28 protein-coding genes are annotated in these 25821 nt (G+C 61.4%); 6 read left to right on the forward strand and 22 right to left on the reverse strand.

The genetic code is table 11. From position 1 onward, the window contains the following. The first annotated feature begins 31 nt into the window (after positions 1-31). Complete coding sequence (locus V1475_RS16985; protein WP_479413699.1) at positions 32-742, forward strand: tetratricopeptide repeat protein; 711 nt, start codon at positions 32-34, stop codon at positions 740-742. Here the strand turns inward: V1475_RS16985 and V1475_RS16990 are convergent, their stop codons facing one another. The 3 genes from V1475_RS16990 to V1475_RS17000 all read right to left on the reverse strand — a co-directional run bounded on the left by V1475_RS16990 (position 743) and on the right by V1475_RS17000 (position 2911). Further along, a complete protein-coding gene (locus tag V1475_RS16990; RefSeq protein ID WP_479413700.1) occupies positions 743-1540 on the reverse strand; it encodes a heme-dependent oxidative N-demethylase family protein in 798 nt (265 codons plus the stop codon). A 69-nt stretch (positions 1541-1609) separates the two neighbouring features. Continuing rightward, a complete protein-coding gene (locus V1475_RS16995) occupies positions 1610-2227 on the reverse strand; it encodes a flavin reductase family protein (RefSeq protein WP_479413701.1) in 618 nt (205 codons plus the stop codon). 57 nt (positions 2228-2284) lie between these two features. Then, entirely contained in the window at positions 2285-2911 is a 627-nt protein-coding gene (locus V1475_RS17000) for a glutathione S-transferase family protein (RefSeq protein ID WP_479413702.1), read from the reverse strand. A gap of 105 nt (positions 2912-3016) precedes the next feature. Here V1475_RS17000 and V1475_RS17005 point away from each other — a divergent pair, with 105 nt between their 5' ends. Beyond that, positions 3017-3769 carry a helix-turn-helix transcriptional regulator gene (locus tag V1475_RS17005; RefSeq protein ID WP_479413703.1) on the forward strand — a complete coding sequence of 251 codons (753 nt, stop codon included), beginning with the start codon at positions 3017-3019 and terminating at the stop codon, positions 3767-3769. Here V1475_RS17005 and arsC read toward each other — a convergent pair. Then, entirely contained in the window at positions 3753-4094 is a 342-nt protein-coding gene (arsC, locus tag V1475_RS17010; protein WP_479413704.1) for an arsenate reductase (glutaredoxin), read from the reverse strand. The two genes, V1475_RS17005 and arsC, sit on opposite strands and share 17 nt — an antisense overlap. 370 nt (positions 4095-4464) lie before the next feature. Between arsC and V1475_RS17015 the strand changes: the two genes are divergently transcribed. Further along, on the forward strand, positions 4465-5742 hold the full coding sequence (locus V1475_RS17015) for an O-acetylhomoserine aminocarboxypropyltransferase/cysteine synthase family protein (protein ID WP_479413705.1): 1278 nt from the start codon (positions 4465-4467) through the stop codon (positions 5740-5742). Positions 5743-5805: 63 nt separating this feature from the next. Here the strand turns inward: V1475_RS17015 and V1475_RS17020 are convergent, their stop codons facing one another. From V1475_RS17020 to V1475_RS17065, 10 genes are all read right to left on the reverse strand, one after another. Next, positions 5806-6039 carry a hypothetical protein gene (locus V1475_RS17020; RefSeq protein ID WP_479413706.1) on the reverse strand — a complete coding sequence of 78 codons (234 nt, stop codon included), beginning with the start codon at positions 6037-6039 and terminating at the stop codon, positions 5806-5808. Beyond that, a complete protein-coding gene (locus tag V1475_RS17025) occupies positions 6036-6575 on the reverse strand; it encodes a DsbE family thiol:disulfide interchange protein (protein WP_479413707.1) in 540 nt (179 codons plus the stop codon). The genes V1475_RS17020 and V1475_RS17025 overlap by 4 nt, the downstream gene beginning before the upstream one ends. After that, on the reverse strand, positions 6568-6723 hold the full coding sequence (ccmD, locus tag V1475_RS17030; RefSeq protein ID WP_479413708.1) for a heme exporter protein CcmD: 156 nt from the start codon (positions 6721-6723) through the stop codon (positions 6568-6570). The genes V1475_RS17025 and ccmD overlap by 8 nt, the downstream gene beginning before the upstream one ends. Beyond that, positions 6720-7466, reverse strand: coding sequence for a heme ABC transporter permease (locus V1475_RS17035; protein ID WP_434286684.1), 747 nt, complete (start codon positions 7464-7466; stop codon positions 6720-6722). The genes ccmD and V1475_RS17035 overlap by 4 nt, the downstream gene beginning before the upstream one ends. Positions 7467-7526: 60 nt before the next feature. After that, positions 7527-8183, reverse strand: a complete 657-nt coding sequence (ccmB, locus tag V1475_RS17040; RefSeq protein WP_066709042.1) for a heme exporter protein CcmB — start codon at positions 8181-8183, stop codon at positions 7527-7529. After that, on the reverse strand, positions 8180-8800 hold the full coding sequence (gene ccmA, locus V1475_RS17045; protein ID WP_434286683.1) for a heme ABC exporter ATP-binding protein CcmA: 621 nt from the start codon (positions 8798-8800) through the stop codon (positions 8180-8182). The genes ccmB and ccmA overlap by 4 nt, the downstream gene beginning before the upstream one ends. 44 nt (positions 8801-8844) lie before the next feature. Beyond that, positions 8845-9198 (reverse strand): Mth938-like domain-containing protein, encoded by a 354-nt coding sequence (locus V1475_RS17050; RefSeq protein ID WP_096805376.1) that lies wholly within the window; start codon positions 9196-9198, stop codon positions 8845-8847. An 81-nt stretch (positions 9199-9279) separates the two neighbouring features. Next, the gene (secD, locus tag V1475_RS17055) at positions 9280-11907 is read right to left on the reverse strand and encodes a protein translocase subunit SecD (protein ID WP_479413709.1); all 2628 of its coding nucleotides are present in this window, start codon (positions 11905-11907) and stop codon (positions 9280-9282) included. Positions 11908-11982: 75 nt separating this feature from the next. Continuing rightward, complete coding sequence (yajC, locus tag V1475_RS17060; RefSeq protein ID WP_434286680.1) at positions 11983-12309, reverse strand: preprotein translocase subunit YajC; 327 nt, start codon at positions 12307-12309, stop codon at positions 11983-11985. A gap of 135 nt (positions 12310-12444) precedes the next feature. Then, positions 12445-12843, reverse strand: coding sequence for a VOC family protein (locus tag V1475_RS17065; RefSeq protein WP_479413710.1), 399 nt, complete (start codon positions 12841-12843; stop codon positions 12445-12447). A gap of 161 nt (positions 12844-13004) precedes the next feature. Here V1475_RS17065 and serS point away from each other — a divergent pair, with 161 nt between their 5' ends. Together serS and V1475_RS17075 are read left to right on the forward strand one after the other, a co-directional pair. Then, positions 13005-14297: a serine--tRNA ligase gene (gene serS / locus V1475_RS17070; protein WP_479413711.1), complete on the forward strand. Its 1293-nt coding sequence runs from the start codon at positions 13005-13007 to the stop codon at positions 14295-14297. A gap of 75 nt (positions 14298-14372) precedes the next feature. Beyond that, positions 14373-15098 carry a hypothetical protein gene (locus tag V1475_RS17075; RefSeq protein WP_479413712.1) on the forward strand — a complete coding sequence of 242 codons (726 nt, stop codon included), beginning with the start codon at positions 14373-14375 and terminating at the stop codon, positions 15096-15098. Here the strand turns inward: V1475_RS17075 and V1475_RS17080 are convergent. The 3 genes from V1475_RS17080 to uvrA are packed head-to-tail and all read right to left on the reverse strand — an operon-like array spanning position 15073 to position 19232. Beyond that, positions 15073-15975, reverse strand: coding sequence for a patatin-like phospholipase family protein (locus V1475_RS17080; protein WP_479413713.1), 903 nt, complete (start codon positions 15973-15975; stop codon positions 15073-15075). The genes V1475_RS17075 and V1475_RS17080 overlap by 26 nt on opposite strands. A gap of 10 nt (positions 15976-15985) precedes the next feature. Further along, positions 15986-16381, reverse strand: a complete 396-nt coding sequence (locus tag V1475_RS17085; protein WP_479413714.1) for an NUDIX hydrolase — start codon at positions 16379-16381, stop codon at positions 15986-15988. Further along, complete coding sequence (uvrA, locus tag V1475_RS17090) at positions 16374-19232, reverse strand: excinuclease ABC subunit UvrA (RefSeq protein ID WP_479413715.1); 2859 nt, start codon at positions 19230-19232, stop codon at positions 16374-16376. The genes V1475_RS17085 and uvrA overlap by 8 nt, the downstream gene beginning before the upstream one ends. A 229-nt stretch (positions 19233-19461) precedes the next feature. Between uvrA and V1475_RS17095 the strand changes: the two genes are divergently transcribed. After that, a complete protein-coding gene (locus tag V1475_RS17095) occupies positions 19462-19821 on the forward strand; it encodes a rhodanese-like domain-containing protein (protein ID WP_434286673.1) in 360 nt (119 codons plus the stop codon). Between the two features lie 66 nt (positions 19822-19887). On the opposite strand, the gene V1475_RS17100 is transcribed toward V1475_RS17095, so the two are convergent. From V1475_RS17100 to queA, 5 genes are all read right to left on the reverse strand, one after another. Next, the gene (locus V1475_RS17100) at positions 19888-20853 is read right to left on the reverse strand and encodes a LysR family transcriptional regulator (protein ID WP_434286672.1); all 966 of its coding nucleotides are present in this window, start codon (positions 20851-20853) and stop codon (positions 19888-19890) included. Positions 20854-20990: 137 nt separating this feature from the next. Next, positions 20991-22388, reverse strand: coding sequence for a dihydrolipoyl dehydrogenase (lpdA, locus tag V1475_RS17105; RefSeq protein ID WP_479413716.1), 1398 nt, complete (start codon positions 22386-22388; stop codon positions 20991-20993). Positions 22389-22590: 202 nt separating this feature from the next. Next, positions 22591-23217, reverse strand: coding sequence for a DUF924 family protein (locus V1475_RS17110; protein ID WP_479413717.1), 627 nt, complete (start codon positions 23215-23217; stop codon positions 22591-22593). Positions 23218-23331: 114 nt separating this feature from the next. Beyond that, positions 23332-24594 carry an MFS transporter gene (locus tag V1475_RS17115; RefSeq protein ID WP_479413718.1) on the reverse strand — a complete coding sequence of 421 codons (1263 nt, stop codon included), beginning with the start codon at positions 24592-24594 and terminating at the stop codon, positions 23332-23334. A gap of 161 nt (positions 24595-24755) precedes the next feature. Then, positions 24756-25817 (reverse strand): tRNA preQ1(34) S-adenosylmethionine ribosyltransferase-isomerase QueA, encoded by a 1062-nt coding sequence (queA, locus tag V1475_RS17120; protein ID WP_434286667.1) that lies wholly within the window; start codon positions 25815-25817, stop codon positions 24756-24758. Between the last annotated feature and the right edge of the window lie 4 nt (positions 25818-25821).

Raw genomic sequence — 25821 nt, forward strand, 5'->3', positions numbered from 1 at the left:
GGGTTAGGTTTTCCTTAAAAAGGAGAACGGGATGCGGATTGGAACGATCTTGGCGGGCGGGCTGATGCTTTGGGCTCAGGGGGCTTATGCAGACTATGAGACCTGTGTCGGTCTTGATGCCAATACGCGCCCGGTCGAGGTGGTCGACGCCTGCACGGCAGTGCTGGCGACAAAACTGTCGGAGTATGAACGCGCGGAAGCCTTGGCCGCGCGCGGGGTGGCGTGGCGGCAACTGGGCGAGAACGGCAAATCTCTCAAAGACTTGCGACAGGCGAAACGTCTTGAGCCCTCGCACAACACGCAGCGGATGCTGGCTTGGACCTGGCATGAGCTTGGCTATGACAAGACCTCGGAATGGCTTTACACGCGGGTTCTGAAAGAAGCGCCGACGATGCAGGGCTATCTGTCGCGCTGTGTTGTGCGGCTTGATCTCGGCAAGGATGAACTGGCGGTTCAGGATTGCGGCGAAGCGATGGATCGTGACAGCGAAAGCGAGGACGTGACCTATTTCTACGCCCGCGCGCTGAATATGACGGATCGGGCGCAGGATGCATTGGTGGTCGCCGAACGGGGGCTGGCGTTTCATGCCAAGACCAGCGCGCGGCTTTATGTGCAAAAGGCGATTGCGCTGGTCGGTCTCGACCGTGTCGATGAGGCGATTGCGACCGCCAGGGCCGCACAGAAACGGTTCCCGCAGGACGAAAGTCTCACCAAGTTTCTGGCGCTTGCCGAAGACTGGTAATTAGTCTGCGAGGCGGATCGGGCGTTCGTCCAAGGCGGCGGCCTGTTCCGGGCTCAGCGCCTCGGGCAGCACCACCTGCGTGTGGATGGTAAACACCACCGCACGGGTTTCCGGCAGGCGCACGAGGCTTTGGCGTTCGACCCGGATGTATTTCGACGTGTTCGTACCATGGCGCAGCTCGCCCTCGGATCGCGGATCGCAAAGATGCGCATCCGAGCGTGAGGCGGTGCCGCGCATCAAACCGCGCCCGACCTGCACGCCGTTCATCATGCGCTGCACGCGGGAGGCGAGATCGGGCGTGTAGACTTCAATCGGTTTGTGAATGCGGAGCATGGGCTTCATGAATTTCTGCGGCAGACGCCAGCCGGAGGGGAAACAAAGCACCCCGCCCGTGAGCACGCTTTCATCGGTTTCGCCCGTCGGGTCGGGCTGCATCAGACAGATGTCGCATTGCAAAAGCCGCCCCATCGTCTGCATCGGGTGATCGCGGTCAAGCGGCACTGTGACACCATCGGGGCGCGTTGCCTCCGTATCGGTAAGCGCAAAGCCAAGCCCCGGCAACAGAGCGAGCAACATATCGAACAGTTCCAGCGCGGCGGGCCGGGCGCTTTCATCGAGGGCCACAACCTCCTCCGGCCGCGTCAGGATCAGATGATCGCGAAGCGCCATTTGTGCGCCGTAAGCCGTATCGACTTCGAGCCAGTCGGAAAGCTCGAACGGGATCACCCCCGGCAACCGCGCCGTGCGCGGGTCGGCCCAGGGGGCAAAGCTAAGTTTTGTCTGTAGAATCGGGTCCATAACCGGATGCTGCGCCGGTTTACGCGGCATCGGAAGAGGCCAGTTGGACGCTTCCTTGAGACCAGCCGCTCAGTTCTTGAAAACCGCCTCCAAATCCGGCACGGTGAGCAGGAATTGAGCGTCGGAGCCGACATAGTTGTCGCCATGCAGACGCGCGATGGGTTGATAAATCTCGGGGTTCACATAACGCCCTTCGGCATCGAGACAGTCGCGACGCACGTGCATCTGAACCACCTCGCCGATCACCAAAACCCGGTTCGGCCAATCGAGAAGCCGCTCTGTCCGGCATTCAAACACACAGGACGCGCCCTTAATTTTCGGTGCGGCAATCATCGCACATGGCTCGGTCTCGACGCCCGCCAAAGCCAGCTCATCGACGCCCGAAGGCACCGGCAAACCGGCGATCAGCATGGCCTCGGACAGCGCCATATCCACCATGTGAATGGCAAATTCGCCGGTGCGGCGGATGTTGGCGGCGGTGTCCTTTTCCTGCTCGGGTTTCGAAGCAATCCCAAGAACCAACAGCGGCGGCTCGGAGGACATCACGTTGAAAAAGCTCATGGGCGCCGCGTTATGCGAGCCATCGGGATTGACCGTCGTCACCAGCGCAATGGGCCGCGGCCCGACGAAATTCGTCAGCAAACGATAGCGGTCGCGGGCGGGAAGCGTGGTGAAATCGAACTGCATCTCATGTCTCTCTGGCCGGGGTGTGGCCAGAGAAGCAGAGGACGATGGGAAAGTCCATCAGGCGGAGATCAGCCCCATCTCCTGTGCGGCCTCGGCATCGAAGGCCACGGACTGCGCAATGCAGGGTTGCGCCCCGCAACGTACCACCCAATCGCGGATCACCGGCACGTCGGGCGTGGCCTCGGGGAACCACAAGAATGGCGAGGCAATCAGAAGATCAGCCACGCTATAACGATCCCCCAAAAGGAAGTCGCGCCCCTGAAGCCCCGCCGCCAGATAGGCCACCGCCTCCGGCATACCGCGAAACGACGCGGTCAAAACCGGATGCGCCAGCCCTGCAAGCTGGTGCATATAGACCGGCTCCAAAACATTGCCGTACCAGAACAGCCAGCTCAGATAGGCCCCCCTCCCCGGCGCACCGACCTCGGGGGCAAGACCCGAGAGGAACCGGTCGGTGAGATAGAGCAGGATCGCATTGCTTTCCCGGATCACCTCGCCCTCTTCCGTGATCAGAAGCGGCACCTTGCCTTCGGGATGCGGATTCTTCGGGTCGCGCCCGCCGGAGCCGTTCTGGCGCGGAATATCGGTCAGGCGAATATCCACCCGGTCGAGCGCATCGAGCGCCATCAACAGGGCGATGATCCGCGAACTGCGGCTTTGCGGGGCGTGGTACAGTGTCAACATGAGACGTCCTTTCTGGGCTATGCAACTGGGGCCGAGCATGTCAGGCTCCTACTGTCAGAAACCGTCAGCAGGGCTCTGGCATCTTTCACCGCGAAAGGAGGCCCTATGGCCAAGTCGGATCGTCTGTTTCGCCTGATGCATCTCATGCGCAGCCTGCGCCCGCCGGTGACCGCCGGAGATCTGGCGCGCGAGTTGGGCGTGTCGCAGCGCACGCTCTATCGCGACATCGACACGCTTCGGGTCTCGGGCGCGCGGATCGAGGGCGAGGCGGGTTTTGGCTATACGCTGACCGAGGATTACGCCCTGCCGCCACAAAGCCTCACACAAATCGAGATCGAGGCGCTGGTCCTTGGCCTCTCGGAGGTGCGCCTGCGGGGCGATCCGGCGCTCTCACAGGCGGCGCGCGATGCTCTGGCTAAAATTACCGCCAGTTTGCCCGAAGAAAAACGAGCACAAATCGAATATTCCGTGGGCTTAGTTCATCGGTATTTGCCACAAAAACAGTACGAAGCCGATCTTTCCCTGATCCGACAAGCCTGTTGGCAGGAACGTGCGCTCAGGCTTGGTTATCGCGACCGGCAGGGCCGCGACACTCTGCGCGAGATCTGGCCGCTGGCCATTGTCTATCTCGATGAGGAGCTGATGTTGCTCGCCCATTGCCGGTTGCGTGGGGCGTTTCGCCAATTTCTTGTCGGTTCAATCCAGTCGCTCGATTGGGCTCAAGACTCCTTTCGTCCACACCGTGTGACGATGCTGCGCGACTATATTTCCGAACTCCGAACCCGATACGCGATCTCCCCCTATTGCGAAGAGGGGCGGAAAATCATGGCCGAGGAAAGGCTCACAGCACCGCTTTGACGGCCTCCGGCGGTCGTCCCAATGCAACGCCCTTCTCGGTCTCGACCACCGGGCGCTCCATCAGCCGCGGATGTGTCGCGATGGCATCGAGGATTGCCTCAGGATCGGACTTGGCCGTGATGCCGAGCTCTTTCGCCTCCGCCTCTTTCGCCCGCAGAAACGCACTCACGGGCAGGCCGGAACGGCGCACCAGTTCCGCAAGCGTCTCCCGCGACACCGGCGTCTCCAGATAAAGCACCACCTCGGGCGTAATCCCCTCCGCCTCGATCAGACTTAGCGTTTCGCGCGATTTCGAGCAGCGGGGATTGTGATAGATGCGTGTCATGTCGACCTCTTTTCAGACCTTTTTCGCGGCGCACCTCTGCGTGCGCGCGCCCGGGAACAAAGAAGAAACAGAATGTTTCCGATCCACCTCGATTCAGGTGATGTCCAATTAACCTTTACCGCCTATTGCTAGAGGCATGAAACAGATCTTTGCCGACATCCCCCTTCCCGCAACGGAACTCCTGTTGCTGCTGTCCTTCTTCATCTTGATGATGAACGGCTGATCCGCAGCAGGACATGAGACACGAGCCTTGCGGCACGCCCCCGGTCCGTCGCATCTCCGCCTCATAATCTTCCTGAACAGTCTGACAGTTGAAACCCTCCCACCCCGGGCGTAATGTCGCAGGGATTTTACGATTTGGGAGGACAAGATGTCCGAAAGAAAACAAGGCTTTGACACCATTCAGGTGCATGCGGGCACCGCCCCAGACCCGGCCACTGGCGCGCGTCAGGTGCCGATTTACCAGACCACCGCCTATGTGTTCAAAGACGCCGACCACGCCGCGCGTCTGTTCAACCTCGAAGAGGTCGGTTACATCTATTCCCGCCTGACCAACCCGACGATCTCCGCTTTGCAAAATCGCATGGCAGCACTTGAAGGCGGCGCAGGTGCCGTGTGTTGCTCCACCGGTCACGCGGCTCAACTCATGGCGCTGTTCCCGCTGATGGCACCGGGCAAGAACATCGTCGCCTCCACCCGGCTCTACGGCGGCACGCTCACCCAATTCACCCAGACATTCAAGCGCTTCGGCTGGTCCGCAACATTCGTCGATTTCGACGATTTCGATGCGGTGCGCGATGCCATCGACGACAACACGCAGGCGCTGTTCTGCGAAAGCCTCGCCAACCCCTCGGGGGCGATCATGGACCTCGACGCGCTGGCCGAAATCGCCAATGCGGCAGGCATTCCACTGATCGTCGACAACACCTCGGCCACACCTTACCTGTGCCGCCCGATCGAACATGGCGCGACGCTCGTCGTGCATTCGATGACCAAATTCCTCACCGGCAACGGCACGGTGATGGGCGGTTGCGTCATCGACAGCGGCAAATTCGACTGGGCGGCCTCCGGCAAGTTCCCGTCGCTCTCCGAACCGGAACCGGCCTATCACGGTCTTGATTTCCAAGACACTTTCGGCCCGCTCGCCTTCACCATCCATGGCATCGCCGTGGGGCTGCGCGATCTCGGCATGACGCTGAACCCACAGGCGGCGCATTACACGTTGATGGGGATCGAGACCCTCAGCCTGCGCATGCAGAAGCACGTCCAGAACGCGCGCGAGATCGCCAACTGGCTCGAAGGCGACGCGCGTGTCGAGGCGGTGACCTATGGCGGTCTGCCCTCCTCGCCCTATTATGATCGGATGACCCGGATCTGCCCGCGCGGCGCCGGTGCGTTGTTCACCGTGGCCTTGAAGGGCGGCTATGACGCCTGTGTCGAGACCGTGTCGAAGCTCGAACTGTTCTCCCATGTGGCGAACCTCGGCGACACCCGCTCGCTGATCATCCACCCGGCCTCGACGACCCACCGCCAACTTTCCCCGGAGGATCAGATCAAAGCGGGCGCCGGTCCGAACATCCTGCGTCTGTCGATCGGGATCGAGGATGCCAACGATCTCATTGCCGATCTGGATCAGGCGCTGAGCTGATCCCCGCATACAGGCAAAAATGCAAAACCCGCCGGAGTTCGGCGGGTTTTTCTTTGCGACAACCTATTGTTTACGGGACAATCGCCAACCGATCCAAATGACCGCCACGGCGATAAGGAGCAGCACCCAAAAAGGCCAGAAGATAAGCATAATCAACAGCATGTCTCCCGTAGATTGCGAGCAACCCGTGGTGTTCATGCCGCAGCCCATGGCGATCAACCAATATGTCCCATAGGCGATCAGCGGGATCAGAACCGTCCCGAACACCATGAGGAAGGCGCCAAACCTCTGTTTCACTCCGCCGCCTTCGCGATCTCCGGCTTGATATATTTCTCCGCGATCTCCGCCGTGATCGGCCCGGCGAACCGGTAGGCGATCTTGCCCTCGCCGTCGATGATATAGGTCTCCGGCACACCGTAGACGCCCCATTCCAGCGCCGTGCGGCCCGGTTCGTCCTGTGCGATGGCGGCATAGGGATTGCCCAACTCTCCAAGGAATTTCAAGGCGTTGCCTGCCTCGTCCTTGTAATTGATGCCATAGATCGTGATGCCTTCCTTGGCGAGCACCTCGAGTTGCGGGTGTTCGACCCGGCACGGTGCGCACCACGAGGCCCAATAGTTCACCAGCTTGACCTTGCCGTCGCGCAGCATCTCGTCGGTGAGCGGCGGCAGCTCGCCCAGCGGTGTCACCGAGGCAATGGAGGGCGCATCGCGACCGATCTGCGAGCTTGGCAATTGCTGCGCGTCTTCGCGCCCCATACCGAACATGAAAAGCCCGGCGAGACCGGCGAAAAACACCAGCGGCAGGGCAACGAGAGGATTGATCTTAGCCATGGTTGCGGCGCTCCTCGGCCTCTTTCAAAAGACGTTTCATTTTCGCGGAGCGCGCCAGTGAGCGCCAGATCAGCCCTGCCAACAACAGCAGCGTCACCCCATAGGCCATCAGGACATCGCCCGCGTATTTCCCCAGATCCGGCATCATTGCTGCGCCCTTTCCCGCATGTCCAGCGCGTGCAGACGGCGCGCACGAATCTCCGTCCGGGTGCGCAAAAGCACCAGCGTCACGAACAGAAGGATGAACCCTGCAATCGCCACCAGCGCCGGATACCAATAGACATCGGCCACGTTCTCTTCGGCATCCATCGACAGCGAAGCCCCTTGGTGAAGCCCTTGATTCCAAAAGAGAACCGCATAACGCGAGAGGATCGCAAACACCGAACCGACAAGACAGAGCACGGAGGTCAGATCGGCCGCCGTGTCCGGATTGTCGATCGCTTCCCAAAGCGCCATATAGCCGAGATAGAACAGCAGCAGGATCAAAAACGAGGTCAGCCGCGGGTCCCATTCCCAATAGGTCCCCCACATCGGCTTGCCCCAGATCGCCCCGGTGAACAGCGCGATCAGCGTCATGGTCATGCCAATGGCGGCGGCGGATTTCGCGGCCAAAGCCGACACATGATGACGCCGCACGATCCAGATCAGAGAGGCGACGAGCATCATCGCCCAGATGTTGATCGCCATCATCGCGGCAGGCACATGGAGATAGAAGATCTTCACCGTCGCACCCTGACGATAATCATCGGGGGTGAAGAAAAAGCCCCAAACCAGCCCGGTCGTGAACATCACCGCAGCGAGCACGGCGAAATAGGGCAGCGCACGGTCGGTCCACCACATGAATTTCCGTGGATTTGCCCATTCCCAGAAGGCATTCCAGTTGATGGCCATAAGCTGTCTCTCTCCCCAATGATCCGCGCCAGCCTAAGCGGAAGCGCGACACATCTCAACTCACCTTAAAGCGACACGAATGGCCGCCGCTGCGGCAAAGGGCAGCAAGGCCACGGCCCCGAGCGTGATCCCCGCCTGCATCGCAAGCGGCGTCCCGACGAGAAAGCCCCCGGCCCCGCGCCGCACCACCTCCGCGCCGAAAATCAGCGTCGGAATATAGAGCGGCAGGACCAGAAGGCTCAAAAGCAGCCCGCCGCGTTTCAGCCCCACGGTCAAAGCCGCCCCGAAAGCGCCGATGAAAGACAGCGCGGGCGTGCCGATCAAAAGCGTCACGATCAGCCAACGATAAGCGGCGCTGTCGAGATGCAGCAAAAGGCCGAGCGCAGGCGCGGCGATCACCAAGGGCAGACCCGTGGTGATCCAATGGGCAAAGGCCTTCATCGCGACGACACCTTCAAGAGGGATCGGCGCGGTGGCCAGAAGATCGAGCGAACCGTCTTCGAAATCGAGCGCAAAGATGCGGTCGAGCGACAGAAGGCAGGCCAGCAAAGCCCCGACCCAGAGAATGCCCGGCGCAATGGCCGAAAGCATCTCCGCATTCGGCCCGACGCCAAAGGGCACGAGGGTCACGAGGATCAGGAAGAACCCGAGGCCAAGCCCGAAACCGCCGCCCGAACGAAACGCCAGAGTGATGTCACGCCAGAACAGCCGGATCATAGGAAACTCTCGTCAAAATCATTGCGAATGACATCGTGGCGGGCCTTGTAGGGCGTCACATCGAACACGGTTTCCTCGAAGCCGAGATGAATATGCGTCGCAATCACCGCCGCACCGCCCGCGTCCACATGGGTTTTCACGGCGTTCGCGAAAAGCTCGACGGAGGCCACATCCAAGGACACGGTCGGCTCATCCAGCACCCAGACCGGACGCCCCGTCACCATGAGCCGCGCCAGCCCCAAACGGCGCTTCTGCCCGGCGGACAGGTTCCCGGCGGGGCGATCCCGCAAGGCCTCCAGATTGAAATCCCGCAACGCTGGCGCAATGTCATGCCCGCCATAAACCCCGGCCCAGAAGGCGAGGTTTTCCGAGACGGTCAACGTCGCCTTCAACCCGTCCGCATGGGCCGCATAGGCCACCGCATCGGGCGCCGCCTCCACCGTGCCCGCATAAGGCGGCTGAAGACGTGCGAGCGTGCGCAAAAGCGTGGTCTTGCCCACCCCGTTCGGTCCGCGCAGCACCATGATCTCGCCCGGAGACACGGTGAAATTCAGCCCTTCGAGGACCGGCATACCGCCCCGGGAGACGGTCAGATCTTTCACGGAAATCAAACTCATGGGCGCCTTTTTAAAGCGATTCTAAAATTTTGATCTGATCCGGATCAAACCGGAAGCAATGCCACCGCGACGCGACGCCCCTCAGAGGCCAGCACATTATAGGTGCGCGCCGCCGTGGGCGTGGCCATATGCTCAAGCCCCAACCCCGCCGCGTCCATCGGCGCGCGGAAGGCTTGCGGCAGATGGGTCATCTCCGCACCGGTGCCGACGATGACGAAATCGACCCTCGCACGGATTTCCAGCAACGCTTCGGTGTCGGCGTAGCCGCCCCATGGAATGACCTGCTCGCCACAGATCAGCACCGCCCCCTCATAGACCTTGCCGCCGACACGAAACATGTTCGGCCCGTAACCATCGACCGGCACGGCATCCTGAAACGGCATCTCGTTGAACTGCATGGCATCCTCCTCTGGCGAAAAAGGCCCGCGACACGCGCGAGCCTCTCCTTTGTGCTTAAAATACTCAATCCCGCGCGCGCGTCAAACCGCGCTGCCATCAGTTTGAATGCCGGGGGTCGGCTCTTTCTTGTCCCAGTCGCGTTTGACGCCGAGCCACAACAGGATGTTGGAGGCAACGAACACCGACGACCAGGTCCCGACCACGACGCCAAGCGTCATCGCGAAGACGAAGCCCCGGATCACGTCACCGCCCAGCACCAAAAGCGCGATCAGCGCAATCAACGTGGTGCCCGAGGTCATCACGGTCCGCGACAGGGTCTCGTTGATCGACATGTTGAGCACGCTGCCAAGATCCATCTTCTTGTACTTGCGCAGGTTCTCACGCACCCGGTCGAACACCACCACCGTATCGTTGAGCGAATACCCGACGATGGTCAAAAGCGCCGCGATGATCGTCAGGTCGAACTGGATACCGAAGAGGGCGAAAATCCCGATGGTGATCACCACGTCATGCACAAGCGCGATCACTGCGCCCAAAGCGAACTGCCATTCGAACCGCAACCAGATGTAGAACAGCACAGCGACGATGGCGGCGGCCACGGCCTCAACGGCAGTCCAGATCAGCTCGCCCGAGACCTTCGGCCCGACGGATTCGACGGAGGGGAAGGTGATCGACGGATCGACCACTTTCAACGCATCCTCGACCTTTTGCACGGTTTCCGGCGTAATCGCCTCGACCTCGTCCTGGGCCTGAATGCGGATTTGCGACACATGCTGGTTCTCGGCGAAATTCGGGTCATAGACCTCGGTGATCGACACATCGCCAAGATCCAGCGTCGAGAGCGCGGCACGATATTCGCCGACATCCACGGCGGATTCGGACTGGGTCCGGATCGTTGTGCCACCCTTGAAGTCGATGCCGAAATTGAGCCCCAGCGAAATGAAGGACACCAACGCCACCACGACCATCACGGACGACAAGCCGAAGGTGATCTTGGAGCGTTTGAAGAAATCAATCGCGGTGTCGGCGGGCACGAGATGCACGCCCTTAAGCGTCCAGCCCTTGCGGTTTTTGCGCCCGTACCACATCAAAACCATCGCCCGCGTCACATAGATCGCGGTGAAGACCGAGGTGATCAGACCCAAAGTCAGTGTCACGGCAAAGCCCTTGACCGGACCGGAGCCCATGACGAACAGGATCGCAGCGGTGATGAACGTCGTGATGTTGGCGTCGACAATGGCCGAAAGTGCCTTTTCATAGCCAAGCTCGATCGCCCGCGCGGTGGATTTCGAATTCCTCAGCTCCTCGCGGATGCGTTCGAAAATCAGCACGTTGGCATCCACCGCCATCCCGACCGTCAGCACGATCCCCGCGATCCCCGGCAGGGTCAGCGTAGCGCCGATGGAGGACAGCAAGCCAAACAGAAGCCCGACGTTGATGATCAGCGCGAGGTTGGCGAAGATGCCGAAGAGGCCATAGGCCACCGCCATGAAGATCAGCACGGCAGCGAAAGCGACCATGGTCGCGACTTTACCGGCCTCAATGCTGTCGGCACCGAGCTCCGGCCCGATGGTGCGTTCTTCGAGGAAGTTGATCTTGGCCGGAAGCGCCCCTGCGCGCAGCAGAACCGAAAGCTCGGTCGATTCCTCGACGGTGAAGGAGCCGGTGATCTGGCCCGACCCGCCGCGGATCGCATCCTGAATGCGCGGCGCGGAAATGACTTCGTTATCGAGCACGATGGCAAACAGCGCGCCGACGTTGGCGGCGGTATAATCGCCGAACTTGCGCGCACCGGTCGGATTGAAGCGGAAGGTCACCGAAGGCCGCCCGTTCTGGTCGAAGGCGGGTTGGCTGTCGGTCAGCTCGTCGCCCGACACCACGGCGGTCTGTTCGAGAATATAGTAGATGCCCGGCTCGTTGACCGAAGGCGCGATGAAATTGCGCGCGCCGGGGGCCTCATCCGGGTTGGTGGTGCGGCCCACAACCGGGTTGAAGGTCAGTTTTGCGGTGGTGCCGATCAGCGATTTCAGCTCGGCGGCGGACCCGATGCCCGGCACCTGAATGAGGACGCGGTCTTCGCCCTGACGCTGGATCGTCGGCTCGCGTGTGCCGACCTCGTCGACCCGGCGGCGGATGATTTCCAAGGTCTGCTGCATCGTCCGGTCGTCGGTCGCGGCCTTTTCGGCGTCAGACAATTGAACCGTGATCACGTCATTGACGGCAGACACCGCAATGTCCTTTTCGCCCGCTGCGGTCAGAGAAATCACGGAGGTGCCGAGTTTGCGCACCGCTGCCAACGCGGTTTCCATACCGGAGGATTCCGAAATTTGCACCCGCAGCTCGCCCGCAGGCGCATCCAGACGGCGGATCGTCCCCACAGTGTCGCGCTCGTCGCGCAGCGCGTCACGCACCTCCGGCCAAAGCGCATCCATGCGCGAGGCATAGACCTCCTCGACCTGCACCTCGCCCAAGAGATGCGCGCCGCCGCGAAGATCGAGACCGAGGTTCACCAGAGAGGAGGGCAGGAAAGACGGCCAGGCATCGCGTGCCACGGCACGCTCCGGGGTCTCGCCGGACTTCTCGATCGCCGCGATGGCGTCGTTATGCCCCTCGACCCGCGGATAGAACGCGTTGGGCAAGGCGGCGAGAAGACCGAGGGCCACGAGCCCCCAGATGACGATCCGTTTCCAGAGAGGCATTTGCAACATGGGAATGTCCTGAGACGTCTTTCAAAAGGGAAAGGCCCGCGCGGGTGGCGGGCCTTGTATGTTCACGCGCGCAGATCAGGCGTCCGCAGCGGGTTCGGTTTTGGAAACCACATTGGCGAGGGTGGCTTTCTGCACCTTCACCTTCACGCCCTCGGCGATCTCGACCTCGACGAAACCGTCTTCACGCACCTTCGCCACCTTGCCCATGATACCACCGGCGGTCACAACCTCGTCGCCACGGCGCACGGCTTCGATCATCGCCTTGTGCTGTTTCATCTTCTTCTGCTGCGGGCGGATCATCAGGAAATACATGATCGCGAAGATCAGGATCAGCGGCGCGAAAGACATCACCGGGTTGGGGGCGGCACCTGCGGCCTGCGCATAGGCGGGGGTCACGAACATCTGTTGGTCCTTTGTGTCACGTGTGTGTCTGTGGGGGCGGGTCTTCCCACCCCATGAAAGTCGCCGCGCACCCTATAGGCGGGATTTGGCCTTGTCCAGCCGGGCCCGACCTTAGGTCACGCGCTCGTTAGAAGCTTATTTGAACCGCCCGCCGCGCTGGATCACTTCGATCTTGTAGCCATCCGGGTCGGTGATGAAAAAGAACTTCGCCACGCGCGTGCCTGCGGGAGCGAAATCGACGATCTTACCGGGAGTGAGACCTGCCTCTGACATCCGCGCATGTTCGGCGTCGAGGTCCTCGACCGACACGGCGAAATGCCCGTAGCCAGTGCCAAGATCGTAAGGCTCAGTGGTACCTTTGTTGATCGTCAGTTCAAGCTCGAACTCCGAAAGCGGGTTCGACATATAGATCAGCGCGAAATCCGGGAAATCGAGCTTATCGGCCACCGTGAGCCCAAACGCCGCCTCGTAAAACGCAACCGAGCGCGCCTCGTCGAGCACGCGGATACAGGAGTGAATGGCTTTGGCTGGCATGGGTCCCTCATCGTCGGTTTTTGCTTAGATGTGCACAAACCGCTCCAAGAGCAAGGGGTCGAAGCGGATTCCCCAAGTGGATTGCCCGAAATCCCCCTTCCCTCCTCTCTTCCCCTGTTGCATAACCGCGCCCAAACCAACCAACCCCGAGGACCAGTCCGATGCATGACATCAAGGCCATTCGCGAAAACCCCGAAGCGTTCGACGCTGCCATGAGCCGCCGCGGCTTGTCCGGGGTGTCGTCCGAGCTTCTGGCCCTCGACGCAGACCGCCGCGCCAAGATTGCCGCCGCCGAGGAGGCCAAGGCCGAGCAGAACAAAGCCTCGAAAGAGGTCGGTGCCGCCAAGGCGAAAGGTGACGAGGCAGAATTCGAGCGCCTCCGCGCGCTTGTCGCCGACAAAAAGGCAGAAATCGCCCGTCTCAATGACGAGGCCAAGGAAGAGGACGCGCGCCTCGCCGAGATGCTGATGGCGCTCCCGAACGTGCTTTACGATGACGTGCCGGTCGGTGCGGATGAAAACGACAACGTCGAAATTCACCGCTGGGGCACGCCCGCAACCTTCGATTTCACCCCGAAAGAGCATTACGATCTGGCCGGTGTTGTCCAAGGCATGGATTTCGAAGCGGGGGCCAAAATCTCCGGTGCGCGGTTCGTCGTGCTCAAAGGCGCGGTTGCGCGCATTCACCGGGCGCTGGCGCAATTTATGCTCGACACCCATGTCGACAAACATGAGCTGACCGAAGCGATCACCCCGGTGATGGTCCGCGAAGAGATGATGTATGGCACAGGCCAGCTGCCGAAATTCGGCGAAGACAGCTACAAAACCACCAATGGCTGGTGGCTGATCCCGACCGCCGAAGTGACGCTCACCAACCTCGTCAATGGCGAGACGGTGAACGAGGCCGACCTGCCGATGCGCTACGCGGCGCACACCCAATGTTTCCGCTCTGAGGCGGGTTCTGCGGGCCGCGACACCGCCGGCATGCTGCGCCAGCACCAGTTCGAAAAGGTCGAAATGGTCTCCATCGTCCACCCGGACGACAGCGAGGCCGAACATGCCCGCATGACCACACAGGCCCAGAACATTCTGGAGGCACTGAACCTGCCCTACCGCACCGTCAAGCTCTGCGACGGCGACATGGGCTTTGGCATGAAACGCACCCATGACATCGAAGTCTGGCTGCCCGGTCAGGACAAATACCGCGAAATCTCCTCGGTCTCGACCGCAGGCGATTATCAGGCGCGCCGCATGAACGCCCGGTTCAAACCGAAGGACGGTGGCAAGCCCGAGTTTGTCCATACGCTGAACGGCTCCGGCCTCGCGGTTGGTCGCTGCCTGATCGCGGTCCTGGAAAACGGCCAGAACGCCGACGGCTCCGTCACCCTGCCCGAGGTGCTCTCGCGCTACCTGAACGGCAAGCTGACGCTCACCGCCGAAGGGCAACTCGTCTGAGTTTCCTTTGCTGCGAAAAATACTCAAAACAAACGGCGCCCTTTCCGGCGCCGTTTTTCGTTCTATATCAGCGCCATGACCAAAACACGCCTCATCGCCCTCCTGCATCTCGCCGCAGCCCTCGCCTTTGCCATCGCGGGGCCTTTGCTCGCCCCCGATTTTCGCGGCTATGACCCGGATGCCTTCCCGATCCCCCAAGGCGACGCCCCCGTCGGCCCGGCGGGGTACGCATTCTCAATCTGGGGCGTGATCTACATCTGGCTCATCGTCTCCGCCGTCATCGGCCTCAAACGCCATGACGCGCCAGACTGGATCCCCATGCGCCCGCCGCTTATTCTGGCACTGTTGATTGGCACGCCATGGCTGACCGTCGCCACGATGAACCCGGTGATCGCGACCGTTCTGATCTTTCTCATGCTCTTTTGTGCCTTAATCGCGATGGTGCAGGCCCCTGTGCTCGACCCTTGGCTCGCCCGCGCGCCCACAGCACTGTTCGCAGGCTGGCTGACGGCAGCGTCTTTCGCCTCTCTGGGCTATATCGGTGCGGGCTATGGCATTGTTTTGGGGGGTGTCGGCTGGGCCTATCTCTGCCTCATCGGCGCGCTCGTCGTGGCCTATGTCGGAACCCGCCTGCGCCCCGACGCGCCGCTTTACCCTTTGGGGGTTGCATGGGCGCTCGTGGCCATCGTGGTGAAAAACTGGGGCACGGAATGGGGCGTTGCAGCACTCGCTGGATTGGGAACGATCCTGCTTCTGTCCCTGAGCGTCAGAGCGCTCAAGCGACAGAACACACCCGCCTGAGCATCACCTCATGGTCCCTGACCATGCGAAACCCGTCGCTGATGGCCTTTTTCCCCTCGTGGAAATCCAGCACCGTCATATCTGACAGCTCGGCGGAAAGCATCACCTGCGGCGGTTCTCCTGCCATACGAGCGCGACGGATGTGATCGGTCATGATGTCGATGGAGGTCGACAACACATCGAGATAACCTGGCGCGGGTGGCGTGTCCGGAGTCGAGGGTGTCGGCCAGAGCCCCTTGAGCGCTTCCGGCAGGCGGGCCTGAAACGCGGTCAAGCCACCGTTTGGGACACGTGCATCCGGTGCCCGCCAAAGCGCGCCGTCGAGCCGCGCGTTCGGGTTCACGGCAATCACCACATCGGCCCCCATGGCCCGCGCCAGAGACACCGGCACCGGGTTCACCATGCCCCCGTCCAAAAGCCATTTGCCCTGATGATAGAGCGGCGAAATGATCCCCGGCAACGCGGCAGAGGCCCTGACCGCCCGGTCGAGCGGCCCGTCCCGCAACCAGACCTCGCGCCCGGTCTCAAGATCGGTCGCCACAGCGGCAAAGGGCCGGTCGAGCTCCTCGATCCGTTTCGGCAGGCCGAGCCTGTCAATCAGCGCCATGATCTCGCGCGCCTCGACCAGACCGCCACCGGAAAACCGAAGATCCACCAACGACAGAAACGAGCGCCGTGTGATCGAGCGCGCCCAGTCCTCGAGCGCATCGAGCCGCCCACCGGCATGGGCCGCGCCGACAAGCGCCCCCATGGAACACCCGGCGATCACATCCGGGCGAATGCCGATTTCGGCCAGCCCGCGCAACACGCCGATGTGGCAAAACCCGCGCGCGCCTCCAGACCCTAACGCCAGTCCAATCTTCGGGCGTCTGGACATATCTGCCTCCTCAGCCAAGCGCCGCCTTCGCGACTCGGGTGACATTCTGGGACAGCGGGCGGGCCGTCGTCAAAAGATCCTCAAGGCTCATCCAATCCACAGCCGCAGCATCGTCCGCCGCCACCGGTTCCCCGGAGATGTAGCGGCAAGCGACCGCCATGAGCAGAAAATGATGGTCCGGCACAATCAGTTCGACATGGTCGATCACCGCGCCCGGCGCAGCCACCACGCCGGTTTCTTCGAAAAGCTCCCGCGCAGCCGCCTCGGCCAGCGTTTCGCCAAATTCCACATGCCCGCCCGGAAACCCCCATGTGCCGCGCGCGGGGGCTTTGCCGCGTTCGACCATGAGGAACTTTCCGTCTCTCTCGCAGACGGCCAGAACGGCGAGTTTCGGGCGCTCACTCATGACGTGCCCTGGCGCGTTCGAGAAGCGGCTTGAGGTAGCGCCCGGTGTGCGAGGTCGCGACCTCGACCACCTCTTCGGGCGTGCCGGTCGCGACGATCCGCCCGCCGCCATCGCCACCCTCGGGGCCGATGTCGATCAGGTGATCGGCGGTCTTGATCACGTCGAGATTGTGCTCGATCACCACAACGGAATTGCCCTGATCCACCAACTCATGCAGCACTTCCAAGAGCTTGCGCACATCCTCGAAATGCAGCCCGGTCGTCGGTTCGTCGAGGATGTAAAGTGTCCGCCCCGTCGAGCGTTTCGACAGTTCCTTCGAGAGCTTCACGCGCTGCGCCTCGCCGCCCGACAGCGTCGTCGCCTGTTGCCCGACCTTGATGTAACCAAGCCCAACGCGCATCAGCGCATCCATCTTTTCGCGGATCGAGGGCACCGCCTTGAAGAACTCCTGCGCGTCTTCGACGGTCATGTCCAAGACGTCGGCAATCGACTTGCCCTTGAACTGCACCTCCAGCGTTTCGCGATTGTACCGCTTGCCCTTACAGGTCTCGCATTCGACGTAAACGTCTGGCAGGAAATGCATTTCGATCTTGATCACGCCATCGCCCTGACAGGCCTCGCACCGCCCGCCCTTGACGTTAAAGCTGAACCGACCGGGTTTATATCCGCGCGCTTTCGCCTCCGGCAGGCCCGCGAACCAGTCGCGGATCGGGGTAAAGGCGCCGGTATAGGTGGCCGGGTTCGAGCGCGGGGTGCGGCCGATCGGGCGCTGGTCGATGTCGATCACCTTGTCGAGATGCTCAAAGCCTTTGATCGTCTCACAGGGCGCGGGCGTCTCGCGCGCGCCGTTCAGTTTCATCGCGGCGTTCTTATAAAGCGTCTCAATGGTCAGCGTCGATTTCCCGCCGCCCGACACGCCCGTGACCGCGACGAATTTGCCAAGCGGGAACTCCGCCGTCACGTCTTTCAGGTTGTTGCCCGTGGCTTTCACCACCTTGAGCACCTTGCCATTGCCCTTGCGCCGCTCGGACGGCACGGCGATCTCGCGGGTACCGACGAGATACTGCCCGGTGATCGAGGCCGGGTCTTTTTCGATCTCCTCCGGCGTGCCTTTGGCCACGACGATCCCACCATGAACGCCCGCCCCCGGCCCCATATCGAAGACGTAATCGGCCTCGCGGATCATGTCCTCGTCATGCTCGACCACGACCACGGTATTGCCCTGATCGCGCAGGTTCTTGAGCGTCCCAATGAGACGGTCATTGTCGCGCTGGTGCAACCCGATAGAGGGTTCATCCAAGACATACAACACGCCCTGAAGCCCGGACCCGATCTGCGAGGCCAAGCGAATGCGCTGGCTCTCCCCGCCCGACAGCGTGCCCGCGTTGCGGCTCATGGTCAGGTATTCGAGGCCCACATTGTTCAGGAACCCAAGCCGTTCGCGGATTTCCTTGACGATGGCCCGCGCGATCTCCTGTTTCTGCGGCGAGAGCGTGTCCATGACCCCGTCGATCCAGGCATAGGCCTCCTTGATCGACTTCTCGACCACCTGCCCGACATGCAAGCCCGCGATTTTGACCGCCAGAGCTTCCTCCCGCAGGCGATAGCCGTGGCAATGACCGCAGGGCCGGTTGTTCTGATAGCGTTCGAATTCCTCGCGGACCCAGTTGCTGTCGGTCTCGCGATAGCGCCGCTCCATATTGGGGATCACCCCCTCAAAACTGCGCTCGATCTCATAGACCCGCCCGCCATCGTCATAGCGGAATTTGATCTCCTCCTCGCCGGAGCCGTAAAGGAACACCTTCTGGATCTTCGGGTCGATATTCTTCCAGAGGGTCGAGGGTTTGAACCCGTAATGTTTCGCAAGCGCTTCAATAGTTTGCAGGAAGTACGGCGTCTTGCCCTTGCGCCAGGGTGCGATTGCCCCGTCGGCGATTTTCAACGCCGCATCGGGCACAACAAGGCGTTCGTCAAAGAACAGCTCAACGCCCAAGCCGTCGCAATGCGGACAGGCACCGAAGGGCGCATTGAAGGAAAACAGACGCGGTTCGATTTCGGGGATGGTAAAGCCCGACACCGGACAGGCGAAATTCTCCGAAAACGTGATGCGCTCCGGCGCGCCCTCTTTCGGAGCGGTCTCCAAAATGGCAATGCCGTCGGCCAGATCGAGCGCTGTGCGCAAGCTGTCCGCCAGCCGCGTCTCCAAGCCTTCGCGCACCACGATCCGGTCCACCACCACGTCAATGTTGTGGCGGAATTTCTTGTCCAGCGTCGGCGGCTCATCCAACTCGTAGAATTCCCCGTCAACCTTGACCCGCTGAAAGCCCTGCTTTCTCAGCTCCAGAAATTCCTTGCGATATTCACCCTTCCGATCCCGCACGATCGGCGCCAGAAGATAGCCGCGCGTACCCTCCTCCATCCGCATGGTGATGTCGACCATGTCCTGCACCTGCTGCGCCTCGATCGGCAGGCCGGTCGCGGGCGAATAGGGCGTACCGGCGCGGGCAAACAAAAGCCGCAGATAGTCGTAAATCTCCGTCACCGTGCCGACGGTCGAGCGCGGGTTTTTCGAGGTGGTCTTTTGCTCGATGGAAATCGCCGGGCTGAGGCCCGAAATGTGATCCACATCGGGCTTGCCCATCATATCGAGAAACTGCCGCGCATAGGCCGACAGGCTTTCGACATAGCGCCGCTGACCCTCCGCATAGATCGTATCGAAAGCCAGAGACGACTTGCCCGATCCCGAGAGCCCGGTGATCACCACCAACTCGTCGCGCGGGATGTCCACATCCACATTTTTGAGATTGTGCTCGCGCGCACCGCGCACTTCGATGAATTTCAACTCGGCCATGAAGACACCCCACTCGGATTCTGCCCTCATATCTAGTGGAGGCCGCGCGGTGTTCCAACAGGAAATTGAGAACACAACAAGAACAAGTGTACCCCCTGCCCGGTTTTTCACCAATCACGGCTTTGCGACAGCAGCGCTTCGAGTTTCGGTGATTTCATCACAGACGCCCCATTGACCTCTGTCTAGAACAGGCGCAATCAACAAGAAATGACTGCGAAGGAAAGCTGACATGTTTGGATTGTTTGGCGGCGGCTCGAAAATCTCCGTCGAAGAGGTCAAGGCGGGCATGGCCAAAGGCACCACCGTGCTCGTGGACGTGCGCGACGGTATGGAGCTGCATATGTCCGGCACCGCGAAAGGCGCGCTGCATATCCCGTTGCAGGAGCTTCAGGCGAAATGCGATCCCAAATCGCCCTCCTGCCTGCCGCAGATGAAGGACACCAAGACCACGAAAGTGCTCTATTGTGCCTCCGGGGCGCGGTCGTCCGGCGGCGTGCGTCTTTTGAAATCTCTGGGACATGAGGATGTGCAGAACCTCGGCGGCTTGCACAACTGGGTCTCCGGCGGCGGCGAAATCGTCAACGTCTGAGACGGGTCACCAAAACGACAAAAGCGGCCCTTGAGTGGCCGCTTTTTTTGTTGGATCATCCCCGTCTTATTCCACGGTTTCCGACAGCGTGCCCTCAAGCTTTGCGCCATCCGCGCGGGTCGCGGTGTTGGCGGACACCTTGTCCGGCCCCATGTAGAGCGACCGGCGCGCGGTGAACCGCGCCGCGATAAACCGCATGAACTCGGTCACGCGCGGCACATGGCGCAAATCGGGATGGGTCAGCACCCAGATCGGGATGTGGTCCGAGAGGGCCAACTCCGGCACGCGCACCAGAGCAGGATCGGAAGAGCCCAGAAGATGCGAGGTCCGCACCATGCCCATGCCCTGCCGGGCAAAGGACATCGCGGAGACCATATCGTCGGTCTTGAGCGCCACGCGCGCGGGCGGCAGGTCGGAGAACAGCCCCGCCGGCGCCGAATTCACCCAGGTCGAAAACGCGATATAAGGCAACGGCGTCTCTGCATCCCGGCGCTCGATCGTATCCCGATATTGCTCGACAAATCCGGGCGAGGCGAACCAGCCCGCACGTTGCGGCGTCACCATCCGGCCCCAGAGGCTTTCTTCGGGCGATTGCGTGACCCGGATCGCCACATCGGCCTCGCGCCGGTGCAGGTTCAATACCTCGGTCGCGCCCAGAATCTGGATGTCGATCCCTGGATGCAGGGCTTTGAATTCCTTGATGTCTTCGGCAAAATGATCTTCCGCCATCAGGGGCGGAATGGTGATCTTGAGCTCGCCTTCCTCGGTCTCGTCACGGGCCGCGAGCGCCATGTCGAGCGCCACCATGCGCGCCTCGACCTCTTCGGCATGGGCAATGGCCACCTGCCCGGCTTCCGTCGGCTGAAGCCCGGAGGCCAGCCGCGTAAAGAAGCGCACGCCTGCGGCATCCTCCGCCTTGGCGAGTTGTCGCGAGACGGTGGCATGGTTCACACCAAGGATGCGGGCGGCCCCCGAAAGCCCGCCCTCACGCGCCACCGCGAGAATATATCGAAGAGAATCCCAATCCGTCATGTGCGTCAGATTACATGACCTACATTTCTGCACAAGAGGGGCGCAGATAATATCACCCATCACACATATTGATGCATGAATGGGTTGCCCTGTGCGGAAAAGCGGCCCACCCGGGCCGCCTTCTTGTCACGTATCGCTCAGATATGGAGCGCCCGGCCATAGGCCGCGAGCACCGCTTCGTGCATCATTTCCGACATGGTCGGGTGCGGGAAGACGGTTTCCATCAGGTCCTCTTCCGTGGTCTCAAGTTGCCGCGCGATGACATAGCCCTGGATCATTTCCGTGACCTCGGCCCCCACCATATGCGCGCCCAAAAGCTCGCCCGTTTTCGCGTCGAACACCGTCTTGATCAGCCCCTCGGCCTCCCCCATCGCAACGGCTTTGCCATTGCCGATAAACGGAAATTTGCCAATCTTGACCTCATAACCCGCCTCTTTCGCCTTGTCCTCGGTCAGGCCAACAGAGGCCACCTGCGGGTTGCAATAGGTGCAGCCCGCGATCGAGTTCGGCTTGATCGGATGCGGGTGTTTCCCGGCGATCAGTTCGGCCACCATGACGCCCTCGTGCGACGCCTTATGCGCCAGCCACGGTGCCCCCGCGATGTCGCCGATGGCATAAAGCCCCTCGACACCGGTGCGGCAATATTCGTCCGTGACCACATGGGTGCGGTCGATTTTCACGCCCGCTTCCTCAAGACCAAGCCCTTCGCAATTGCCGACGATGCCGACCGCGGAAATCACCGTGTCGAACTCCATCGTCTCGGTCTTGCCGCCCATTTCGATATGCGCGACGACGCCCTTGCCCGGCGTGCGGTCGAGTTTCTTGACCATCGCCTTTTGCAGGATCTTCATCCCCTGCTTTTCGAACTGCTTCTTGGCGAAGGCGGAAATGTCTTTGTCTTCAACGGGAAGCACGCGATCCATCACCTCGACCACCGTCGTGTCGGCGCCCAGCGTGTTGTAGAAAGACGCGAATTCGATGCCGATCGCCCCCGACCCGATGACCAGAAGTTTCTTAGGCATCCGTACCGGTTTCAAAGCGTGGCGGTAGGTCCAGACCAGATCGCCATCGGCCTCAAGCCCGGGCAGCTCGCGGGCGCGCGCGCCAGTCGCGACGATGATGTTTTTCGCTGTGAGCACCTCGGTGCCCTTGTCGGTTTTGACCTCGACCGTGCCTTTGCCGGCCAGCTTGGCCTCGCCCATGATCGAGGTCACTTTGTTCTTTTTGAACAAGGCCTTGATCCCACCGTTCATCTGCGCCGCAACGCCGCGAGACCGCTTGACGATGGCGTCGAGATCGAAGGAAATGTCTTTGACCGAGAGGCCGAATTCATTGGCGCGGTGCATGCTGTGAAACACATCCGCCGAGCGCAACAGCGCCTTGGTCGGGATACAGCCCCAGTTCAGGCAAATCCCGCCAAGATTTTCGCGCTCCACGCAAGCGACCTTGAGGCCAAGCTGCGCTGCACGAATGGCGGCCACATAGCCGCCGGGGCCCGCGCCGATGACCACGAGGTCGAAAGATGTGTCAGACATGAGGAATCCTCCCGAAACCAGTTTAGAGCGTCCCGCCACGGCCGGCAAACCGGCAGGCGGCAGAAATTAGTTTGACGCTAAACTATCTTGGGAGTCGGAGCAACGACCGGCTGAACCTCTTGCACGAAAGGCTGCATCCCGCTCAACGCATAGCTTGAGCAGGAAACGCATAACTTCATAATTTCTCTTTAGAAATCAAATGTCAGGCTGCGACAGGCCCCATCTCACGCAACAGCGCCGGATAGCCCCCCCGGCTCAGAAACGCCTGTTCGCTTTCCGTCGTGGCCCGTGACAGGGCCGCATTGCGATAGGGGAACCGCCCGAACAGACGGATCACCTCGCGATGCGCACGGGCATGCAGAAGGTTGCTATCCTCGCCCTTGAGACGTTCGAACATCAACCGCACGCAGCGCTCCTGATCGGTAAGGCATTCGGAATGCATCAGAGGCAGGTAAAAGAACTGCCGCGCCGGTGCGTCGATCCGCAGATCCCAACCCTTGTCCAGCGCCGCCTTCGCCGCCGCAAGCGCCGCCCGGTCGGAGGCAAAGGCCTGCCCCGTGCCACGGAACATGTTGCGTGACATCTGATCGTTCAGGATCACATAGGCCAAGGCCCCCGAGGGGTAGGTCAGCCAGAGCGAATAGGCCCCCTCCTGCGCCCTTTGCCAGGTCACAAGAAACGCGTCCCGAATTTTCTGATCGAGCGCCTCATCCACCCGATACCAATCTGCTGGGGCCAACTCATCGAGCCAAAAGGCCATAATCTGTTCCGGGCTCTTCTCTTGCCCCCTGATTGCGGCATCCTGTGCTCCGGTCTGTGTGTGCGCCATCGGCCTCGCTCCTTTCGACGGCTTGTCTTTACGAAACCGTTACAAAGCTTCGACAGCAAAGCAAGTTCATTATCTACGACACGACGTCACTTTTCCAAATGTTGCCGATGGACATCAGGACGCCGACGCATTCGACCCTTCTTCCGCCCGCTCAATGGCCACTTCCTGCGCCACCTCTGCGGCCACAGGCGTGGTCGAGGGCATCACGGGAACGTAGCTCGCGCTGTCTTCCACGGCAATCGCAGGCCGCCGCGACATCCGCCAGAGCGCATAGAGCGCAACCCCGGCCATCAGCACGATCTGAAACAGCCAATAGCCGCGCGGCCCGGTGACGCTCATCAGCCACCCGGCAATGAGCGGCCCCCCCACGGCCCCGATCCCGTTGATGAAAATCAGCCCGCCCGAGGAGGCCGCCATGTCTTCGGGCGCGAGATAGTCGTTGGTGTGGGCGATCAGCAGCGAATAGAGCGGGCTCGACATACCGCCTGCGACAAAGCCCGCGACCAATGCAAGCATGTAACTGCCTGCAAACATCGCGCCTAAAGCACAGGCCAGCGCCCCCACGCCCGCCGCGGCAAAGATCACCCGGCGACGGTCGGAATGATCCGAGAGCCAGCCGATCGGCAGCTGGAACACCAGTGCCCCAAGGTAGATCACGGCCACGAACATGGAGATTTGCGACAGGCTGAAGGCCGCCTGCCCGCCGTACACCGCCGCCATGGCCATTTGCGACGCAAACACGCCGCCCATCAGGAACATGCCCACACAGCCCAGCGGCGAAGCCTTGAACAGCTGGCGCAGGGTCATCGGCTTGGTGGTCTCGAAAGCCGGAGTGGGCGTCACCGACAAAAGGATCGGCGCGAAGGAGATCGACACCAGCACGGACGGGATGATGAAGAGCACAAAGCCCGAGGGATCGCCCTGCGACAGGATCCATTGCGCGAGAATGATGCCAAGCGTCTGTACCAGCATATAGGCCGACAGCACCTTGCCGCGCATCTCATTGGTGGTGGAATTGTTGAGCCAGCTTTCGGCGGTCACATAGACGCCGGAGAAACAGAACCCGAGACCCACGCGCAGCGCGGTCCAGACCCATGGGTTCGTCACCACCGGAAACAGGATCAGCGCGGCGGAGATGAACGAGGCCAGTGCTGCGAACACCCGTACATGGCCGACCCGGCGGATCAGCAGCGGCGCGGCCTGCGACCCGCCCAGAAAGCCCGCGAAATAGCCGGACATGACGATGGAGATTTCCAGCGTCGAAAACCCTTCGGCCACGCCGCGCACACCGAGCAGCGTACCCTGAAGCCCGTTGCCGATCATCAGGAGAAGAATGCCGAGGAGCAGGGGCGAGGTATTGGCAAGAACGTAACGCATAAAAAGAGCCTAGGGGGATTCGGGACAGGGGGAAACCGGGTGAGGGAAACCGGGTGCAGAGGCGGCAGGGCGCCCCGCCCCGGACCGGGCGGATGTTCGCGTTAAGGTTAATCAGGTTAAGGTTAACGCTTTAAGAAGGTCTGCGGAGGGCTGTTGGCCGATCACGGTTCCTGCGGCAACAGCAGAGACGCGTCACCATAGGAAAAGAACCGATAGCCCTCGGTCACCGCATGGTCATAGACCTGCCTCATCCGCTCCCGCCCCATCATCGCCGAGACCAGCATCATCAGCGTCGATTTCGGCAGGTGGAAATTGGTCATCAACGCATCGGCGACGCGGAACTCATAGCCCGGTTTGATGAAAATATCGGTCTCGCCCAGAAACGGCGCGATCACACCCGGCGCAGGGGCCGCACTCTCGATAAGACGCAAGGCCGTGGTGCCCACCGGGATCACCCGCCCGCCGCGTTGCTTCGTGGTGTTGATTTCGATGGCGGCGCCTTCGGACACCTCGCCCCATTCGGAATGCATCTTGTGCTGCGACACGTCATCGACCTTCACGGGCAGGAACGTCCCCGCACCGACATGCAGCGTCACATAGGTGAACTCGACGCCCTTCTCGGCCAGCGCCTTCAGAAGCGGTTCGTCGAAATGCAGCGAGGCGGTGGGGGCAGCAACCGCACCGAGGTTCTTCGCCCAGACCGTCTGATAATCCGTCTTATCCTGTTGATCCGCCTTGCGTTTCGCTTCGATATAGGGCGGCAGCGGCATCGAGCCTGCCGCATTCAGCGCCCGGTCGAAATCCTCCCCCGTGAGGTTGAACGCCACCACGGCCTCGCCGTCTTCCTTGGCGACCAACGTGGCGGACAGATCGTCGGAAAACCGCACGTCCTCGCCCTCTTTGATCTTTTTCAATGGCTTGATCAGCGCCCGCCACTGCCCCGGCACCGATTGCGGCTCCAGAAGCGTGACCTCGATCTTCGCTTCCTGATAGCCCTGCGCCGTGTCGCGCCCCCGCTTGCCGGTCAACCGCGCGGGCAGCACCTTGGTGTCATTCAGAACCAACCTGTCGCCGGGGCGGAACCAGTCGAGCAAATCCGTGACATGCCCGTCCACGATCCGCGTGGGCGTCGCCACCAGAAGGCGCGCGGACGAGCGCGGCTTGGCGGGACGCGTGGCAATCAGCCCCTCGGGCAGATCGAAATCGAAATCGGACAGTTTCATGGAA

Source organism: Celeribacter sp. SCSIO 80838 (genome assembly GCF_056498065.1).

Coding starts and splice junctions, on each gene's coding strand:
- V1475_RS17080 (WP_479413713.1), bottom strand. CDS start 15,975: ATGTCCAGACGCCCGAAGATTGGACTGGCGTTAGGGTCTGGAGGCGCG.
- yajC (WP_434286680.1), bottom strand. CDS start 12,309: ATGTTCGTGACCCCCGCCTATGCGCAGGCCGCAGGTGCCGCCCCCAAC.
- arsC (WP_479413704.1), bottom strand. CDS start 4,094: ATGACACGCATCTATCACAATCCCCGCTGCTCGAAATCGCGCGAAACG.
- V1475_RS16995 (WP_479413701.1), bottom strand. CDS start 2,227: ATGCAGTTCGATTTCACCACGCTTCCCGCCCGCGACCGCTATCGTTTG.
- serS (WP_479413711.1), top strand. CDS start 13,005: ATGCATGACATCAAGGCCATTCGCGAAAACCCCGAAGCGTTCGACGCT.
- V1475_RS17075 (WP_479413712.1), top strand. CDS start 14,373: ATGACCAAAACACGCCTCATCGCCCTCCTGCATCTCGCCGCAGCCCTC.
- V1475_RS17005 (WP_479413703.1), top strand. CDS start 3,017: ATGGCCAAGTCGGATCGTCTGTTTCGCCTGATGCATCTCATGCGCAGC.
- V1475_RS16985 (WP_479413699.1), top strand. CDS start 32: ATGCGGATTGGAACGATCTTGGCGGGCGGGCTGATGCTTTGGGCTCAG.
- ccmD (WP_479413708.1), bottom strand. CDS start 6,723: ATGATGCCGGATCTGGGGAAATACGCGGGCGATGTCCTGATGGCCTAT.
- V1475_RS16990 (WP_479413700.1), bottom strand. CDS start 1,540: ATGGACCCGATTCTACAGACAAAACTTAGCTTTGCCCCCTGGGCCGAC.
- queA (WP_434286667.1), bottom strand. CDS start 25,817: ATGAAACTGTCCGATTTCGATTTCGATCTGCCCGAGGGGCTGATTGCC.
- secD (WP_479413709.1), bottom strand. CDS start 11,907: ATGTTGCAAATGCCTCTCTGGAAACGGATCGTCATCTGGGGGCTCGTG.
- V1475_RS17025 (WP_479413707.1), bottom strand. CDS start 6,575: ATGGCTAAGATCAATCCTCTCGTTGCCCTGCCGCTGGTGTTTTTCGCC.
- V1475_RS17100 (WP_434286672.1), bottom strand. CDS start 20,853: ATGACGGATTGGGATTCTCTTCGATATATTCTCGCGGTGGCGCGTGAG.
- V1475_RS17050 (WP_096805376.1), bottom strand. CDS start 9,198: ATGCAGTTCAACGAGATGCCGTTTCAGGATGCCGTGCCGGTCGATGGT.
- lpdA (WP_479413716.1), bottom strand. CDS start 22,388: ATGTCTGACACATCTTTCGACCTCGTGGTCATCGGCGCGGGCCCCGGC.
- ccmB (WP_066709042.1), bottom strand. CDS start 8,183: ATGATCCGGCTGTTCTGGCGTGACATCACTCTGGCGTTTCGTTCGGGC.
- V1475_RS17110 (WP_479413717.1), bottom strand. CDS start 23,217: ATGGCGCACACACAGACCGGAGCACAGGATGCCGCAATCAGGGGGCAA.
- V1475_RS17000 (WP_479413702.1), bottom strand. CDS start 2,911: ATGTTGACACTGTACCACGCCCCGCAAAGCCGCAGTTCGCGGATCATC.
- V1475_RS17095 (WP_434286673.1), top strand. CDS start 19,462: ATGTTTGGATTGTTTGGCGGCGGCTCGAAAATCTCCGTCGAAGAGGTC.
- V1475_RS17085 (WP_479413714.1), bottom strand. CDS start 16,381: ATGAGTGAGCGCCCGAAACTCGCCGTTCTGGCCGTCTGCGAGAGAGAC.
- V1475_RS17115 (WP_479413718.1), bottom strand. CDS start 24,594: ATGCGTTACGTTCTTGCCAATACCTCGCCCCTGCTCCTCGGCATTCTT.
- V1475_RS17015 (WP_479413705.1), top strand. CDS start 4,465: ATGTCCGAAAGAAAACAAGGCTTTGACACCATTCAGGTGCATGCGGGC.
- uvrA (WP_479413715.1), bottom strand. CDS start 19,232: ATGGCCGAGTTGAAATTCATCGAAGTGCGCGGTGCGCGCGAGCACAAT.
- V1475_RS17035 (WP_434286684.1), bottom strand. CDS start 7,466: ATGGCCATCAACTGGAATGCCTTCTGGGAATGGGCAAATCCACGGAAA.
- ccmA (WP_434286683.1), bottom strand. CDS start 8,800: ATGAGTTTGATTTCCGTGAAAGATCTGACCGTCTCCCGGGGCGGTATG.
- V1475_RS17065 (WP_479413710.1), bottom strand. CDS start 12,843: ATGCCAGCCAAAGCCATTCACTCCTGTATCCGCGTGCTCGACGAGGCG.